Source organism: Tolypothrix sp. PCC 7712, from assembly GCF_025860405.1.
In the GTDB taxonomy this organism is placed as follows: Bacteria; Cyanobacteriota; Cyanobacteriia; order Cyanobacteriales; family Nostocaceae; genus Aulosira; species Aulosira diplosiphon.
The window spans coordinates 3688812-3707167 of the sequence record NZ_CP063785.1; the positions used below are offsets into that span (position 1 = coordinate 3688812).

Annotated in this window: 8 protein-coding genes; 4 read left to right on the forward strand and 4 right to left on the reverse strand. The window is 42.6% G+C overall.

Annotated elements, in window-relative coordinates; all coding sequences use genetic code 11:
- Nucleotides 1-21: 21 nt before the first annotated feature.
- Nucleotides 22-2229: a CHASE2 domain-containing protein gene (locus HGR01_RS15280; protein ID WP_045870262.1), complete on the reverse strand. Its 2208-nt coding sequence runs from the start codon at nucleotides 2227-2229 to the stop codon at nucleotides 22-24.
- A gap of 140 nt (nucleotides 2230-2369) precedes the next feature.
- Complete coding sequence (locus HGR01_RS15285) at nucleotides 2370-2660, reverse strand: hypothetical protein (protein WP_045870261.1); 291 nt, start codon at nucleotides 2658-2660, stop codon at nucleotides 2370-2372.
- A gap of 1275 nt (nucleotides 2661-3935) precedes the next feature.
- Here HGR01_RS15285 and HGR01_RS15290 point away from each other — a divergent pair.
- The 4 genes from HGR01_RS15290 to HGR01_RS15305 all read left to right on the forward strand — a co-directional run bounded on the left by HGR01_RS15290 (nucleotide 3936) and on the right by HGR01_RS15305 (nucleotide 14026).
- Nucleotides 3936-4862 carry a DUF11 domain-containing protein gene (locus HGR01_RS15290; protein ID WP_045870260.1) on the forward strand — a complete coding sequence of 309 codons (927 nt, stop codon included), beginning with the start codon at nucleotides 3936-3938 and terminating at the stop codon, nucleotides 4860-4862.
- Nucleotides 4859-8635: a hypothetical protein gene (locus tag HGR01_RS15295; RefSeq protein ID WP_228045519.1), complete on the forward strand. Its 3777-nt coding sequence runs from the start codon at nucleotides 4859-4861 to the stop codon at nucleotides 8633-8635. The genes HGR01_RS15290 and HGR01_RS15295 overlap by 4 nt, the downstream gene beginning before the upstream one ends.
- Before the next feature lie 37 nt (nucleotides 8636-8672).
- Nucleotides 8673-11057, forward strand: a complete 2385-nt coding sequence (locus HGR01_RS15300) for an OmpA family protein (protein WP_081584003.1) — start codon at nucleotides 8673-8675, stop codon at nucleotides 11055-11057.
- Between the two features lie 149 nt (nucleotides 11058-11206).
- Nucleotides 11207-14026 carry an SdrD B-like domain-containing protein gene (locus tag HGR01_RS15305; RefSeq protein WP_045870259.1) on the forward strand — a complete coding sequence of 940 codons (2820 nt, stop codon included), beginning with the start codon at nucleotides 11207-11209 and terminating at the stop codon, nucleotides 14024-14026.
- Between the two features lie 185 nt (nucleotides 14027-14211).
- Here HGR01_RS15305 and HGR01_RS15310 read toward each other — a convergent pair whose 3' ends face one another.
- Together HGR01_RS15310 and HGR01_RS15315 are read right to left on the reverse strand one after the other, a co-directional pair.
- Nucleotides 14212-15870, reverse strand: coding sequence for an adenylate/guanylate cyclase domain-containing protein (locus HGR01_RS15310; protein ID WP_063749825.1), 1659 nt, complete (start codon nucleotides 15868-15870; stop codon nucleotides 14212-14214).
- A gap of 540 nt (nucleotides 15871-16410) precedes the next feature.
- Nucleotides 16411-18339 carry a protein kinase domain-containing protein gene (locus HGR01_RS15315; RefSeq protein WP_045870258.1) on the reverse strand — a complete coding sequence of 643 codons (1929 nt, stop codon included), beginning with the start codon at nucleotides 18337-18339 and terminating at the stop codon, nucleotides 16411-16413.
- Nucleotides 18340-18356: the final 17 nt, after the last annotated feature.

Sequence of the window (18356 nt, forward strand, 5' to 3'; positions counted from 1 at the left end):
ATTAACATTTGGGCTGAAAATTTACTTTCCCAGCGACTTTAAATCTTGAATTACGTCAATTGCCGATTGATAGCGATCGCTAAAATGATAACGCACCATCCTATCTAAAATTTCTGCTAATTCCTCGCTAACTTGAGCGTAAGAACGCCAGATAATATTTCCTGTGTCGGGATCGGGATGCAGTTCCTGTGGTTGTATCCCCGTCAAAGCTTGAATTCCAATCATCCCCAAAGCGTAAATATCACTGCATAATCGTGGATGACCTGCAAATTGTTCGGGCGGTGCGTAACCCCGGGTGCCAATGGCTACTGTAGCTAATTCTGTTTGTTCGCTATTGGGGGGTTGCATTAATTTAACTGCACCAAAGTCAATCAATACTAATCGGCGATCGTCAGCAGATCTAATAATATTATGGGGTTTAATATCTCGATGAATTACCCGATGCTCGTGGACAAATTCTAAAACTTCTAAAACACCTTTGAGCATATCGATAACTCCAGATTCATGCTTTACACCCTGTATAGGTGGTAATTCTTCATGTAAAGTATGCCCAGGAATGTATTGTTCAACTAAATAGAATTCTTGATTTTCTTCAAAATAAGCTAGTAATTCTGGTATCTGCTGATGCTTACCTAAAGCAGCTAAAATTTCTGCTTCACTATTAAATAATCTGCGAGCAACTTCTAAAAATTTAGTATCCCGACGCGCTGGCATTAACTGTTTCACTACACAAGTAGGATGACCAGGACGTTGAGTATCATGTGCTAAATAAGAACAACCGAAGCCCCCAGAACCGAGAATTTTGGCGATTTGATAACGCCCACCCAAAAGAAAATCACCCGTTATTTTTGGTTTTAAAATTTCGGGGGCTTGGTGATAGTGTTTGTCTTGAATTAACTTGTCTGCTTTAGTTTCTTGTAAGAGGATATCTAACTGTTCAATTACCTCTTTTTGCTTTTCAACTTGCAGAATAATTAAGCGAGTTTGCTGTTGAGTCTGGTATGTAGTGTAAGTCATAACACTCATACCAGTAATGATCAAAGTTAGGGCAGGTGGGACGAGCGGAACCCATCCAGAAAAGAGAAACAAACCAAAGCAGATGCCCACCAACCCAATTAATGTTATACCACCAATGGTCACCAATAATAAAGGATGTCGCAGTCGCCATGCTACTGTTCCTCCTACTAATGACCAAGCCCATATCCACAGGATTTCCGCCCAGTTCGGCCAGTCCCAAATCAAGGATTTCCCATCCAGTACAGTGCTGATGATTTGACTGGCTATTTGTGCTTGAATGAATACCGCAGCCATTCTCGCAGGTTCTTCTGGGGCTGCGCTATAGGGTGTGTAATAACCAGGATGAACAGTTGCAGCATCAGTACCAATGATGACTAAACGGTCTTTAATTTGTTCTGGTTTAATTTGATTTTTCAGAACTGCTGTTAAACTAACTTCCTCAGCAAAATTATCTGGCTGACGGTAATTTAACAGTATTTGGTAGCCTTGGGCATCCAAGTTTTCATAGCCACCAAAATTACTAGTCAATATGGGAATCATCGTTTTCCCAATCGAGAGATGTTGCTGATCGGGAAAATCTAATTCCAGTCCTGCTTTCTCTAGGTAACTAATTGCAGCTAAAGCCGCAAAGGAAAAATCTGTTTTACATTTTTTATCTGCAGAGTGAGAAAATAACAATGCTCGCCGGACAATTTGATCGTTTTCATTGTCAGGAATTAAATCGTTAAAGCCGAGATTATCTATAGATAAATTAGCTGGTGGTGGAATTTCTGGTCTACCTATAGTACTTTTAGCGCAAGTAGCAATGATATTTTGGGGATTTGCAAGTCCCGCAGTTAAATTTTTTTGCTCTGGTCGATATACATTTAAAGCAATGACACGAGGTTGATAAGACTCTAATTTTTGTAACAGTTGATTGACAGTCTTATCTGATAATGGCCACTGATAACGCGCTAGATCCTGTTGCGTAATGGTGACTAATAAAATGCGATTGTCACGCGGTTTTGTAGGGCGCGATCGCAACATCTGATCGTAAGCTTTTAACTCCCAAGACTGCAACCATTTGAGTTCTCTTACTCCCCAGACTAAAGCAGTGACTCCAAAACTACTAGACAGGACAATTTTCAGCCACTTCTTGCTGGAGTAAGTGTCACGGGTAATTTTATCTTTGGTCAACGCCGTTTGGAGTTTTTGTAAGATACCGCTAATCACAGAGTTGAGGCAATAGCCCGAATGTGGTAGATGTTACAGTCCTGAGACTTCAGATTATAGGCTTTTGCTGAATCAGCTTTCACCAATACTCTATTTTATTTAGCAATTGGTGTTAAGTGTTAGGTGTTTTTAATTAGGTATTAGTTATTTCTCTTTGTCTCCTCCTGATCCACCTTGTCCCCAGTCCCCAGTACCCAGTCCCCAGTCCCCAATACAGGCACAGATGTAGAATCTAACTGTGATACTTCAGGCGATCGCTCAATGGTTGCATCATTAAAATAAGAACCCACAATCTTGTCGTAGTTAGAAGCAACGGCTAAAAACGCGCCACCTAAAATATAAATCGGTAATGGCAGGCTAAATTCCTGCACCCAGTCAAATAGTTCCGCCAAAGCAAACAATACAAAAAAGCAAGCAAGCCAAATCCTCATTTTTTTCTCTCCCGCGTGCTGGCAACTCTAATCATAGAGTAGACAGCTTGCATGATACTTGGGGTTAATCTGAAGATATCTGTTGCTGTCTTCTATTCAATAGCCTTTATTACCACTAATGTATTTTATGTTGCAAGGGTTAGTACTTCATCATCAGTTGAAGTGGCACTAGTGAAGTATCAATCTTTGCTGTATTGAAATTTAAATTTTGATCAGCTACTTGAGAACGGATACTTGAGTGCAAATAACCCACTCACTCACATAAGTGTTCTTTCTTTGACATGAAGCTCATTCATATTGTTAACCAGCAAAGCCAAGGCGTAAATTAGAATTCATCAGATGATCCCGCATTTGCACAACGATCAAGACCAGTAAATACAGTTAATAGCTAGCGAACTGAGCAATATTATCAGGTTTTCTATACAATAACTATAAACCGATCAAAACTGTCATTAGTCGTGTTTTCTCTGCTATCTCGACTAACAGCACTGTAGTGCTTGTTTCATATACGTACGTATGACACTTTTACAAGTGGTTTATTGTGATCGGAATCAATGGCAACTTCTGGATTTTGGCATAGCAGTATATTATTGTTGTCATAGTGTTGCAGCTAAAAAGGCAGCCCTTGTGTTTAACTTGGGTACGAATTTGTGAATATGCTTTTCTCGTCAAAATCAAAGCTGAAGACAAAGGAGTAGTAAAGTAATGTAAAGGGCGTAAGGAGCCATAAACCTTAGCTGAACAACAAAATATCTCTCGTCTTTAAGGAGAAATTATGCTCATATTTCTCTGTTTAAAGATTAGAGAATTGAGTGGTGCATGACCGACACTTTATAGCATCAACCTACTTAAGGATGATGAAATAGAGTCTAATATATATAAATATTTTCTATCATTTGTAGATGATGTATGCAATTTAAGAGAAAAATTTGCGTACAAAATTTTGTTGTGTAATTATGTCATCAACATTGGTGCAAAAATACTCAATAGTATTATCTAAGCTTATACATATAGTTCAAGGTTTATATTTGGAATTACTTAATCATGGTTAAATGATGAAGTAGTCAGAAAGTTCTGCTTTGGCCATACATTCTGATAATATGTCTGAACAACCAAGTAATTAAAGATTCTGTAAAGACACTAGTATTGAGTGCAATTTTGTGAAAGGCTAGAAAGCCTTGACTGTTTTATCAAATAAAAAATCAAACAAATGCGAGTTTTTAATTAAAAACTCTCAAATTTAAAAAAACTGCTGTTATCGATTGATGCCTTACAATGACATCTACCTTCTTATGGTTGAGGTCTAAGAGCCTCTTTTTTGCATTTTTTTCTTTAGGTTTACTTGCTGATGCAAGTATGCCTGTTAATGCTCAAGTATCTATCATTAGAAATACTGCTGGCGCGGGTGCAAATAATCTGCCAAGACGCAGTTCAAACGAAGTGAGATTAACAGCTTCGCAAGCTGCTTTAGAAATTATTAAAACAGGCGATCGCGCCGCCGCTGAACCAGGCGACACAGTCCTTTATCGACTTGCTATTAGAAATACTGGTAGATCTGCTGCAAGAAATCTCACAATTACAGACAGGCTACCTTTAGGATTGCGATTTATTTCTAGATCGCTGCAAGGTTCAATTGCTGGAACATCGGTATCTGTAACCGCTAACACAGGTGCAAATCGTGCGGTAACTCTTACAGTCAACCCAGCCACAGAACTCCAACCCAACCAAACTTTGAATGTAGTTTATGCCGTTGAAGTCACCCCAGATGCAATTCGGGGGACTGGGAGAAACTTAGCTCAAGCGCAAGCTGGAACTTTAACAAGTAATCAAGCCAGCCATGTGTTGCGAATTCGTCCAGGAATTATCTCTGATTGTGGCACCATCATTGGGCGTGTTTTTGTGGATAAAAACTTTGATGGCGAACAGCAACCCAATGAACCTGGAGTTCCCAACGCCATAATTTATATGGATGATGGCAATCGCATTGTTACAGATGCCAATGGATTATTCTCCTTGGCAAATGTGATATCGGGTTATCGGTCAGCAACGTTGGACTTGACTAGCTTACCAGGCTATGCACTGGCACCTAACAACTACTTCATCGAAAGAAATAGCCAGTCGCGAATGGTGAAATTAGCACCGAGTAGCTTGGTACGAGTCAATTTTGGCGTAACGCCTGCGTTTTCGGGGGGTAAGCGATGAAGACTAGAAAACAAAGAGTGATTTATACCGTAGATCGGAGTGTGATTTCTAAAATCAAATGTACCTTGCCGCTAAGGGATAGCGTCCAAACACAAAAATTATCAATTTGGCGCTGGGCTTTGCAAAGTAAGGGTAAAAAAGTCATATTACTGGCATTTTTGGCATGGATTGCCCCTTCTTTATTCGAGATCAACACCCCTAATAACCAAGCCTTCGCCGCCGAGGCAGAAAACAGCGAATCACCAACTGTTGCTCAACCCGAAGAAGCAGTATTACCAGAGGCGCAAACAGAGGCTAATGAGGTAATTGCTCAAGCCTTCCCCACTACAACACCTTCCTCTAGCGATCCAGGCTCGATATTTCCGCCAGATCCAGCTACCCAATTTCAGCAAAATCCCAACTCTCCGGTTACTCAACCACAAACAATCCCGGTACCCACTCCCACACAGTCACCGCCAGCCGCTACACCCACGACTGAAACGCCGAGTACCAAAAATAAATTCAAAATCGATATTTTACCTGTTGGCGATCCCCGAGTCCAAGCAGATGGACGCTCTACAATCAGGCTGCAAGGACAAATTACCGATGACCAAGGTCAACTAATTACTGAAGATTTAGTAGTAACTTTGACCACTAGTGCGGGGAAATTTGTTGGCACAGATCAAGATAAAGACCAAGCTGGGTTTCAAGTACGTGCCATAGATGGGGAATTTACCGCAACTCTGCAATCAGATATTAAACCCCAACAAGTCAGAATTCGTGCTGCTGTAGAGAAAATCACTACGAGAAGGCCTCAAATTGAGCCTGGAGATTTATCATTTCCCCAACAAACAGATACTTCTCTCCTCGACAAAATTGGGGAAGCACCCATTGAGGCTTATACCCAAGTTGAATTCACTACCTATCTGCGTCCTTCCCTCACCACAGGGATAGTTAACCTACGGATTGGGCCGAGGGGAACCGACTACTGGGGCAGTTTTCAAGACTTCCTCAACCCCGACAGAACAGGGGGAACCCAAGTTGATTTAACGGCGGCGGTGTTCGCCACAGGCAAAGTTGGAGATTGGTTATTTACGGGAGCATTTAACAGCGAACGCCCGATTAACCAAGATTGTGAGGGGAGAAACCGATTATTTGGCGGCGTGCAGTTCTGCGAACAGCAATATCCCGTCTACGGCGACAGTTCTACAGTTACACCCACTACCCCCTCTATTGATAGTTTTTATGCGCGTTTAGAGCGCAGTTCCTCCGTTCCCGGAGCAGAACCAGACTATTTGATGTGGGGGGACTATAACACCCAAGAATTTGCGAGAACTTCCCAACTATTTACAGCCACTTCCCGTCAATTACATGGTTTCAAAGCCAACTACAACTTTGGCCCCTTGCAAATTACCGGGTTATACGCCAACAACATCGAGGGGTTCCAACGCGATACGATAGTCCCCAACGGCGTGAGTGGTAACTATTTCCTCTCCAAACGGTTGTTGGTTCCAGGGAGTGAAACCGTTTATTTGGAAGCCGAAGAAATTAATCGCCCCGGTACAGTAATTCAACGTCAACAGCTATTTCGCGGCCCTGATTACGAAATAGACTACGATCGCGGCACACTTTTGTTCCGTCGTCCCATCTTAGCTACAGAACTTAACCCCTTTGGAGCCACCTTAGTTAGACGTATTGTTGTTACCTACCAAAACGAAGGCGGAGAAGACACCAAACTTTACGGTGGACGACTGCAATACAACCTATCCCAGGATTTAGACAACAAATCCTACATAGCTGGTAGTTACCTGCAAGAAGACCAAGGTAGCCAAGATTTTCAACTCTATGGCGCAGACTTTTTATTGTCTTTTGGTAGCGCTGGTAGGGTAATTGGGGAGTATGCCCGTTCTAATAGCACCCTCGTAAACGGTCAAGATGCCAACGGTTCTGCTTACCGCTTAGAAGCATTTGGTAACCTAGGCGATCGCTTATTAGGGCAAGCCTACTACCGCGCCGTAGAACCTAACTTTGCCAATAATTCTACCTTTAGCTTTACTCCCGGACAAACACGCTATGGGGCTTCTTTAATAGGGAAAGTCACCGACACCACTAGCTTGACAGTTGGTTACGACTTTGAAGAAAACTACGGTACTACAGCCACAGGGTTAAATAGTGTCCTCGGCTTTTTTGACCTCTTCGATCCCCAACCCCAAGCCCGTCCTGGAGAGACAGTTAACAACACCCTCAAAACATTCCGCGCAGGCATACTGCAAAGAGTAGGCCCGGCAGATGTGAGTTTAGAGTATGTTAATCGTTCCCGCGAAGACCGGATTAGCACTCGATTTAGTGGCGATGCCGATCAATTAGTTTCGCGTTTAAAATTGCCCCTAACAGAATCTTTGACCTTCCAAGGGCAAAATGAACTGAATTTAGGCGATAGCGACCCCCTCTATCCCAACCGCACCACCTTGGGTCTAGATTGGAAAGCTTATCCCGGCGTGACATTCCGCCTAGCCCATCAATTCTATGACGACAGCAGCTTAATTCCTGGTAACTCCATCACCACCCTAGACACAATCCTTGATCGCAAACTCTCCGAAGATACCAGTTTGATCGGTCGCTATTCCGTTTTATCAGCATTTAACGGCCTCCAAGGTCAAGGTGCTGTAGGGTTAAATCATCGTTGGGCCGTGGCTCCAGGATTACGCGTAAACCTTGGCTACGAATACATATTTAAGAACATCTTTAACGGTACTGCTGCTGGTTCCCAATTTGGGCAATATTATGCAGTTGGGCAAACAGCCTCCACCCTGGGACTATTTTCTGGTTCCGTTTATAGTATCGGGTTGGAGTACACAGATAACCCCGAATTCCAAGCCAGCACTAGATTTGAATATCGTGATGGCGATGAAAGCAACAACTTAGTAATTTCCGCCGCCGCCGCCGGGAAAATCTCACCAGCTTTAACCGCCTTAGTGCGCTACCAACAAGCCGGAGAAGCCAACGTCTTTTTACCTTCCACCGTTGGTGTGGTGGCTGAAGGCGTGAGATTCCAAGAACTAGGCGATACCTCCAACTTAAAAATCGGTTTAGCCTACCGCGATCCCAGAAGCGATAAATTCAACGCCTTACTCAAATATGAGTGGCGGCAAAACTTCGACTCCATCCCCGAAGCCCAATTAACCGGAAGTACCGCTACAGGCCAAATCTTTTCCGCAGAAGCCATCTACGCCCCAAGTTGGCGCTGGGAATTTTACGGCAAATACGCCTTACGTAATGGTGTGACATTTTTAAATGGCGATCGCTACGATGCTAATGTCAACTTAGCCCAGCTACGGGCAACTTACAGACTTGGTTACCGTACCGATTTAGCAGTAGAAGGACGCTGGATTGGGCAAACCTCCAATAGTGGCACCAACTACACCGAATTTGGCGTAGCTGTCGAAACTGGGTATTATTTAACCCCCGATTTACGCATAGGCTTAGGCTACAGCTTTGGTAGTGTCGATGACCGGGATTTTACTGGCTACCGTTCCGAAGGTGGCGTTTATCTCAATATCAGCTTGAAGTTGAATGAACTTTTGGGTGGCTTTGGCTTGCAAAAACCTGTACCCAAGCAAGAACAAGAATCGGAAGTACAACCCCTTGCTCAAGTACAGCCGACATCCCAACGTCAACTGATTAATACTCTCAAACAAGCACAAGCACTTCCCAAACCCCCTGAATCGGACACATCCCAAAGTAAACTCTTTGAGCTGATTAAGCGTTGGAAACAGCCACAAGCATCGAACTAATAACAAAGTCCAGATTCAAGGTGTATAGGAGTGAGTGATGTCCAGTTTTAAAGTCCGTTGGTTACTAGATTTTCCACTGAGGAAAGCAAAAGATTCTCCGTCAAAACAATCAAAATTTCATAGTCCAAACTTAGGCGATCGCAATTTTCAAAAGGTAGCACAACCAAATTTCTCTCAAACTCTTCTTTCTTTGTGTTCTTCTCTGCGAGACGCTACGCGAACGCGCACTACCCTGCGGGAAGCCGCTAAAGCGTCTACGCGGTTCGTTTTCCCCCTAACCCTCTGCCTTTTAACATCCGAAGTCGCACTTAGCCAAACCCCCAGTTTACCCTTACCAATTTCTCTGCGGGTAATAGTCAACAGCAACCAAGATGGTAATATTCAGCCAGATGCCCAGCTCACCTTACGCGAAGCCATCGAACTAGTAAATGGTACCCTAACCGTTGCCCAACTCAGCGATGTCGAAAAAGCCCTAGTACAACCTACTACAGGCAGTTCGCGCATTGAATTTAATTTACCTCCAACTGCCACTACAATTCTTTTACAGCAACAACTCCCAGATTTAGCCAGTCCGGGATTAGTGATCGATGGCGCTAGCCAGCCAGGATATGACGCTGCTGGTTCCGCTACAGCCGAAATTGCCATTCCCATTCCCGTAGTCGCGATCGCACCTGCACCAGGTAAAGAAATATTTCGCGGTTTAACTGTGGTGGCTGATGGTGTAACCATTCGTGGTTTAAGCATTTATGGCTTCAACGCCAGCCCCATTAAGCAGCAATTGGGAAATCTGTTAATTTACGATGGCGTACCCAAGCCTGTAACTTTAACAACACCCCCAGGAGATATTGTCATTTCCCATCGTCTCCCACCTCCCAATACCAAGAAACAGCAGCCACCTAATAGTAATTTCCCCTTTTACAACCAGGATGTGCCACCCAAAAACGTGGTGATTGAGAATAACTGGCTAGGGTTACCCATAGATGAAAAGGTGCCATCAGAAACTTCTGCTTTCGGAGTTTACGTATTCAACTCCCAAGGGACAACCATTCGCCGCAACCGCATCTATTACCATGATGGCAGCGCCATTATTACCTCAGTCCGGGGGGAAAATACCTTAGTCCAAGAAAATATCATTGTCAGCAATGGTTTGGCAGGAATGCCCGATGCTTTACGCATTGAAGGTGTAGTGAATAATTCCCAAATCACCAGCAACTTAATTTGCGCTAATGATGGTGCTGGGGTGTATTTATTTAAACCAGAAGGTAACTTGCAAATCCGTGATAACCGCATCACGTACAACGGCAGACGTTTGCGGCGGGCAGCAGTTTTCTTAACGGGTAGTAACCATCAAGTAACCAATAATGAAATTTCTTATCAAACTGGGCCTGGGGTAGTGGTAACAGCCTTTCCCCAAAGTCAACGCAACATTATTCAAAATAATACCTTTGCTGCCTTAGAAGGCTTGAGTATTGACCTGAATGGCCAAAGAAATTTAGATGTGAATGAGTGGCAAAGGGGAGATGGCCCCAATCCTAAACGTAATTCTGGGAATCGCCGTTTAGATACAGGTAACGCGGCAATTAATGCCCCAGAATTCACCACGCGGGAATTTCTGCCTACAGGTAATAGCGTCACCTTGCAAGGTAAAGCCGATCCCGGTTCTGAGGTGACAATTTATCGCCTGGGTGACTATCAACAAGGTAAGCAAGCAATTTATCAAACAGGTTATGGGGCGCTCAGTCAACCATTAACCAGCGTAGCTGTGGATGAGAAGGGGAATTTTAGCGTTACCGTCCCCAATGTCAAAGTAGGAGATATTGTGAGTGCGATCGCCACCGATCCCAAATACGGTACATCCGAACCTGCGATCGCGGCCTTTATTGGCCCGAGAACTACTACACCCAGTCTGCCACCTGCCAGCAGACAAAACCCCGTACCGCAATGTACTTCTCGCCCAGTACCACCCGAACCAGTCCCACCCACAACCCCCCCAACTTTAATTCCGCCCGCCCCCATCAAGATACGCGTACCCCGGAACGTTCACTTTGCCTTAGATAAATCCTTCATTAGTCCAGAAAGCGCGAAAGTCCTGGATCGGGTAGTAGAAGTCTTAAAGCAATATCCCTCAATTATTATCGAAATCCAAGGACACACCGACCCCCGCGCCAGCAACGACTATAACCTAGCCTTGGGTAGAAGAAGGGCCTTATCTACGAGAAATTACTTATTACGACAAGGTGTACCCCCAGAACGGATGACCATCCGCAGCTTAGGCGAAACTCAACGTGTCAGTGAAGGTAGTAACCGCGTAGATTACGCACGCGATCGCCGCGCCGAAATCATCTTCAAAGACGTAAGAGGCGTGGAAATCATCATTGAAGGCCAAGAACAAGACCTGCAATTAGAACCAGAACGAAGGTAGATGCGATCGGGCATTGGGGATGGGGCACAGGGCATTGGGCATTGCTTACTTCTCCCTCATCCCCCTCATCCCCCTCATCTCCCTGCCTCCTGCCTCATCCCCCCGGCTTTTTGAGTAAAAAATTTTACAACTTGTTTAGGAAGCCAATAATGAAACCTTTATTAAAAAATGTAGTAAAACCCTTAAGGGGTACATTTCTGACATTACTGTTTACTGTGCCGCAGATTTCCTTAGGAGGTGCCTTTTCCGATAAAAAAGTTTTGGCGCAAGCACAACCAAGTTGTCCAGATGGTACACAACCCGCCACTTATGAGTGGAATCCTACTAACAACGTGGCAGATTTTTTAGCTCAAACCCTTGTTGCTAAAGGAGTTCGGGCTACCTTTCAGTTCAGTGATAATCCTGGGCCTTTGGGAACAGTTACAGACACCGCGACTTTCGATCCCAACTCAGATAACCAAGTTACCAGAATTGACTCAGGCTTACCTCAAGATATTTACGGTGGGATTCTAGGAACCCATCTGCGTTGGAATATTGGTTTGGGTAAAAACCCAGCACAAGGTACTTCTACACTCACCATTAACTTTTCTCAACCGGTCACTCTAGCCACTCCCCTCACCTTTCTAGATGTTGACCGAGATGGGGCACGAGATTTTGGGAGAATTTTCCAAGATGTAATTACGGTGACAGGATTTAATGGCACTGCACCCGTACCGTTAACAGGCACTGCTCTCGGCCCCAATACTAGAGTTACTAATAATGGTAATAGTGTGGTGGCCGCAGGGGTGAATGAAAATGCTTTTCCTGATTCAACTAATGGCAACGCTGAAATTACATTCTCTGGTGCTGTCAGCCAAATCCGAGTTGTTTACCAAGCAGGTAGAGAATTTGGTGAACCCGGACAGGATGAGACTGTCGGTCTGAATAGGATCAGTATTTGTCTGGCACCAGCTTCCATTGGTGATACTGTATTTAATGACACCAATGCCAACAACATCCAAGACCCTGGCGAACCTGGCATTAGCGGTGTGCAAGTCAATGTCAGAAACAGTAGTGGTACTGTAGTTGGTACCGCAACTACCGATACTAATGGTAGATATACTGTCCCTAATTTAAATCCAGGACAATACACAGTTAGCGTTGCACAAACACCTAGTGGTTTTTCACCTACTCTGACCCAACCCAATCCCATCACCTTGACTTCTGGGCAAAATTTCGACCAAGCTGATTTTGGTTTTACTCAACAGGCACAAGGTACAGGCTCTATAGGAGATTTTGTATTTAGCGATACTAATGGTAATAACATTCCTGATGCAGGAGAACCGGGAATTCCTAACATTAATCTCGTACTCAGGAATAGTAACGGTAACGTAGTTGCTACAACCAAAACAGATGCGAATGGGGTTTATCGCTTTCAGAATGTCCCGGCTGGTAATTACACAGTTGCAGTTACCAATCCTCCGATTAACTTTACCCCAACCCTTACCCAACCCAATGCCATTAGTCTTGCTAATGGACAAAACATTGATACTGTTGACTTTGGTTTCCTTCCGCCTACTAATGCCTCTATTGGTGATACAGTTTTCACCGACACCAATGGTAATGGGACACAAGATAATAACGAGCCAGGCATTCCTAACGTTACAGTCACATTAAGATTACCAAATGGAACTACACAAACTGCTACTACTGATGCTAATGGAAGATACAGCTTCCCAGGATTAGCACCCGGTAATTATCAAGTAACTGCCAATCCGCCTCAAGGTAATACTCTCACAACTGGTATCAACCCCTTTAATATCAATCTGCTACCAAGTCAACAACTTGATAGTGCTGACTTTGGTTTCCGCGCAGGTGGGTTTAATGGCACTAGTGGTTCTATCGGCGATACCGTATTCAACGATACCAACGGTAATGGTAGACAAGACGCAGGTGAAGCAGGAGTTCCGAATGTTCCTGTAACGCTGACTAGTCCTGGGGCAGATGGCTTATTGGGTACTGGTGATGATACTACTCAAACAACAACTACTAACGCCAACGGTAACTACACTTTCTCTAATTTACCAGCAGGTAACTATCGAGTTGCGATCGCACCTCCTTTCAACTTGCCACAAGTTACCACTGGTAGTTCTCAAATAGAAGTGAATCTGCAATCAGGTCAAGCGCTGACTACTGTTGACTTTGGCTTACGGCGACCACCAGGTAATGCCATTGGTGATTTGGTATTTAACGACCAAAATAATAATGGTAGACCAGACCCAGGCGAAAGCGGAATTCCCAATGTCAACATTACTGTCAGAAATCCTAACGGTCAAATAGTTGATACTACTACTACCAACAATAACGGTAACTTCATTGTTACAGGCTTACCACCCGGTAACTATACCTTAGAAGCCACCCCACCCCAGAATTTCACACCTACAACACCAACCAGCGTGTCGGTAAATTTGCCAAATGCTAATGCTGAGATTGATAATCTAGACTTTGGTTTTGCGTCTGGGACAGCCAGTAATACAGGTGTACAACTAGTCAAACGAATCACTGCGATCGCCAGAACAAATGGTCAACGCATCCAATACAATACTTTTATTGATGACCCCAATGATCAAAATGATAATGTCATCAGACCAGCGCCTCTGGGTCAATATGAAGTGCAAACACCCATAGCCAGCGGTGATGAAGTAGAGTACACCGTTTATTTCCGCGCTGGTCAGTTATTAGAAAATCTCAATTTCTGTGACTTAATTCCCACTGGAACAACTTATGTAGCTAATAGCATTACTGTAACTGGCGCTGGTACTGGTGCAGATCAAGGCAGATTTTTCTCGCCTCTAACACCCTTAGCATCAATTCCTGAAAGTAGTGCTTGCGAAAATACCAATAATCCCAACGGTACAGTAATTGTTAGGTTGGGCAATGTTCCTAATGGTCAATCTGGCGCTGTAAGTTTCCGTGTCAGAATCGACTAATAAATAATTACTAATTCGTAATTCTTAATTCGTAGTTAAACAAGATTTGAGCAGTCAAAATCTACAGTAATTATGAGTTATGAATTATCGAATAGTAATTTCAAAAAATGTAACAGATAGTCAGGGCACAAGATTGTTGTGCCCTGACTATAATTTATCTGTGAAAAAGATTATTGGCATTGATATCACTTAATCACACCTGTATTAGCAACTCCCGCAATTTGAGAATGTTTAGATGGTAATAAATTCCAATTTAAGCGATAGAGTTGTAACGGCTGGTCTTGACCTTTAACTTGCACAAGTGGCATTTTTTCTACAGGTAAATTTCGAGCTTGAATCCGCTCAAATGTGGTTTGGGAGATAACTATTTCTCCGGCTTGAGCAACGTTGCAGATTCTACTAGTGACATTTGTAGTATCACCAATAGTAGCGTACTGAATCAGTTTCTCTGAGCCGATATTTCCTGCCGCTACTTTTCCGGTATTCAATCCAATGTGAATTTGAATCGGTTGTTTACCTTGCTGTAACCACTTTTGATTTAACCGCATGACTGCCCACTGCATATCAATTGCTGCTTGTATGGCTCGTTCTGTATCATCTGCTTTGCGATAAGGCGCGCCCCAAATCGCAAATAAAGCATCACCAATATATTTCTCTAAAGTACCTTCATATTGAAAGACAATCTCTTCTACCATCACCTCGAAATATTCATTTAGCATCGCAATTACTTGGCGCGGATGCATAGTAGAAGACATTTGTGTGAAATTACTAATATCAGCAAATAAAGCTGTAACTTCAGTATCAACAATACCCAAAGTTGTTTCTTCCTTCAGCTTTTTTCTCACAGGTTCGGGAAAGAAACGCTCTAGTTTATTCCGCATTACGGCTTCTGCTTGAATTTTCTTGTAGAGATTGGCATTATCAATTGCGATCGCAGCTTGATTAGCCAAAGCAGTCAAGAACTCTACATCTTCGTCAGAATAAACATCTGACATCGATAAATTATCAACATATAATACCCCAATTACTTCTTCTCTGGGTTTGAGAGGAATGCACATTGAGGCCCGAATAGCTTGGACAAAAATAGATTCGGAAGTATGGAAGCGCTGATCTAAGCACGCATCTGTGGTGACAACAGCATTGCCATTTTGATATACATGATTAGTAATATTTTTGCTATAAAATAGATTTTCTATAGAAGTTCCTGAACGCAATTTTGCTACTCTTTGTTCCAACTGTTTTGTTGTTTCACTGACCAACAAGATAACTGCTCGGTCTACATTGATAATCTCGAATAGTAAATCTAGAATTTTTTCTAACAGGCGATCAGGTTCTTCGGGTGAGGAAAGTTGTTTGCTGACTTCAAGTAAAATTTTTAATTTATCTACAGTGCGTTGATTACTACCGCGCTGTGATAGCCTTAACAGAGAATCTCTTCTGCCTGGAGTATCTAGTAAATCTTGGATGTTGAAGCGACCTTGTTCAGTGGAAAACTGTTTAATAATTGTTTCCGGAATAGGCTCTTCTTCACAACCATCATTTGTAGGTGTGCTGTTAAGTTTTTCTACGAATTTGAACTCTACGTTCCCACAATAAATCGAATCTCCATCCTTGAGTTCATATTGGTCAATTTTGACCTCATTTACAAAAGTATGGTTCAGGCTTTGCAAATCTTTAATAGTAATGCGATCGTCTGCAATTGTAATCTCTGCATGGTAACGGGATAAACTCTCATCTCCGATGACAATTGTATTGTCTCCGCTACGGCCAATAGTGTTCATCCCCACAATTAATTGATGAACTCTTTCTTGAGGAGTTTTAGGAGCGTAGATTAAATATGGCATATTCCGCCCTCACTTTTCCACATTTTTGAAAATTTCTGTCCTAAATTCAAGGATGAACTCTACAATATTAATAGTATTAAATTCACTCTTTTACCTCATCATTTCGGATTTTTTAGATGACTAACTAGAAAATTTGTCATCAATTTATAGGTAAATTACGCAATTATAAGTTATCTAATGCTGAGAACAGGAAATTATGACAAACTGACAAGATTCCATAAATTCGGAATAACTAATAACATGACAGATATCACATAACAAAAAATTGTTATCCCTACTATGGTTGAGAGTAATCGATAACTAGTTATGTAGTTTAATAATTAATCAATGCTTGGCCTAAATATAAATTATCAAAACATACTTTAGCAGCTTCACTGCCAAGCAATTTTGTACTTTCTGAGCATGATATATTAACACCCTCTGAGACAACTTGTGTAAATTGTTGCAATCTGATACTACTTTAGGTGATAAGTAGCCTGGTGTAAATATTTATCTGAAGAGTTGACTAAAACAGAGTATTTCAGCCTCATTCATTAATAATTACAAATTGTTGCGGTTATTTTCACCAGCAGGTGAGTTATTTATCTTATTTGTTGTTTCTTTTTTGGGCAGATTCTGATTATCCTTTTGCTCAAATTGGCTTAATCCTTGCTTAGTAATATTTTCAGCCGCTTGTTTAAATATTGGTTCTAATTTATCTTGCCAGTATTTGATATTTGGCAACTTCTCTGGATGTTTTTTATAATCTAAAACCTTATCCCATTGACCTTGCGCTAATGCCGTATTGATATCATTAAATAAAGCATCTGCTTTCGCCCAATCTTGTTGCCACTGAGCAATTATCGCCGCAGTTTCTTTAAAACCCGAAGAAGCTGTTTGCGGGACAGATTTTAGCAGTGCGATCGCTCCTGTCAAATCCCCTGAATCATATTTCTTTTTAGCTTGCTCCAACACCTTAGCTGTATCAGCATCATTCTCTGATGACTCTGATGTTCCAGAGTCAGTAGTAAATGGTTTGGAACTAAAGGGGTCTGATTCACTAGGTGATGTCGTTTTCACCCCGCTAGATTGAGGCTTTGGCTTCGGTAGCGGTCGAGCAGCAATCAGTTTATTATCATCAACTGTATTAATTGCAATACCTCTATCTCGTAAGCAAGAAACCCACTGTTCATTATTGGCGATCACATCCGAATGTGCCCAAGCTGTACGTCCGGAGTTAGCTTTAACTTCTACCCAACCCTGTTTTGTGCGTTTACCAGTAACCTCAAACTTAGTGTCACGCTTCACTGTCTGCACAATACTTTCAGAAGTAATTGCTCTTGGTTCCGAACGAATATTAGAATTACCAACCACAATAGCTAAACACTTGTTTTCGGCAATTGTATCGTTACCAGTTAGATGAGCAGCGAAATTTTTCACGCTGGGATAAACATTTGTTACCAAAGCAGCTGCACCACCTGCCAACAACAGACCAATAATCAATGGTAAGGGGTCAGGTTTGTTCCCATCTTGACGCGCAGGTTTCCCAACTGCTTTATTGGCTGGCGCAACTGCAACAGTTTGCTGTGGAGAGACTTGAGACGTAGTTTTACTCTGTGGGTAGCTAGAATTTTGACGGGGTTGTACTTGGGAAGCTACAGCTACAGCAGGTGTCAATGCTCTACAAGCTTGCAATGCTTCAGCTGCACTTTGGTAGCGGTCTTTAAAGTGGTAACGTACCATCTTATTTAAGACTGCTGCTAACTGAGGATTCGCAGAAACTGAATGCTGCCAGATAATTTCGCCTGTATTGGGGTCTTCTTGCAAGGCATTTGCTGCTAATCCTGTTAAAGCTTGAATAGCAATGATACCTAATGAATAAATATCACTATTAGGACGAGGTTTACCTTGTCCTTGTTCTGTAGGCATATAGCCAGGAGTACCAATAACTACCGTAGCTGTTGGTTGTCCTCCAGACGTAACCAAATTTGTCCGCAGTTGTTTAACTGCGCCAAAGTCTACTAAAACTAATTTATTATCACTCGCCCGACGAATAATATTATCTGGCTTGATATCTCTATGAATCACGCCTTGGCTATGTACAAAATCTAAAATACCCAACACTTCCTGCAATAACTGCATCACCCGATCTTCACTCCAGCGCTGATCTGGTAAAAGTTCCTCACCGAGGGTATTTCCTTCAATAAATTCTTGTACTAAATAGAATTCTTGATTTTCGTCAAAGTAAGCTAAAAGTCTGGGTATTTGGTCGTGCTTACCTAAAATTTCTAAAGTTTCCGCTTCACTATTAAACAAGCGTTTGGCTGTTTCAAAAACTTTAGGATCTGAACTAGCAGGTTTAAGATGCTTAACAACGCAAATGGGATTACCTGGCCGTCTAGTATCTTGAGCAATATAAGTTTGCCCAAATCCTCCCGTAGCTAGGACTTCAATTACTTGGTAACGATGATCTAGAAGCTTGCCAATCATAATCCCTCCCCAGTGTT